The organism is Escherichia sp. WS1265 (assembly GCF_046487585.1).
Classification (GTDB): domain Bacteria; phylum Pseudomonadota; class Gammaproteobacteria; order Enterobacterales; family Enterobacteriaceae; genus Escherichia; species Escherichia coli.
In genome coordinates, this window is record NZ_JBJQJE010000094.1 from 1 (window position 1) to 670 (window position 670).

A 670-nucleotide genomic window follows, 5' to 3' on the forward strand; every position below is an offset into this window, starting at 1 on the left:
TCCCGGTACGGGCAGCGTGGTCAGGGTGTGAATGGCGGTTCAGTTAAAATCTGGACTGGAGTTTGGGTAAAGCAGGCTGGTTGCTGTTACAGCACTGTGGTTGTCACACAATGGAACACTGACGTAAAAAACAGTCAGTGGGCGAGTGGATACATCGTTGCCGCCAGACAACAACCCATACTTTTGGTTTGCCGGATATTGGCGCGCCAGTCGTGCTCAACTCCGGCTACAGCCAAAATTGCGCTCACCGGTGCAGTGAGCTTTGGTATGCTCCTTCGCCAGATAGTCAGCACGTTCCAGCACTTGCTGAAAGCCGGTGTCATCATTACGCGCCAGCCACACCGCCGGCCAGGCCGGAAAATGCACCAGCGTGGCATGGCACCCGACATCCACTCCCAGGGCACTGCACCACGCCTGTTTAATCATCCCGGCCAGAGACTCCGGAGCGCGGTAATCACCGGCACGACACCAGGTATCCCGGTTGACCAGCAGCATCAGGTGATAGTGTTTTTTACCTTTGCACTCCCCAAACTCCCGGGCCCAGACGTAATGCAGGGTTGTGGGATGCACGCGTTTACCTTCCCGATGCTTACGTTTCTGGTAAGCGTCGATTCGGGCTTTCAGGGCATTGATGAAGCGGGATATCACAGCTGCGTCCGTTGCTGCCGGT

General features: G+C 56.3%; 1 protein-coding gene. It reads right to left on the reverse strand.

All coding sequences use genetic code 11. The annotated features are described in order from the left end of the window. Positions 1 to 216: 216 nt before the first annotated feature. Positions 217 to 670, reverse strand: a 454-nt coding sequence (locus tag ACJHX3_RS25000; protein ID WP_053919853.1) for an inovirus Gp2 family protein, incomplete at its 5' end; no start/stop codon positions are given.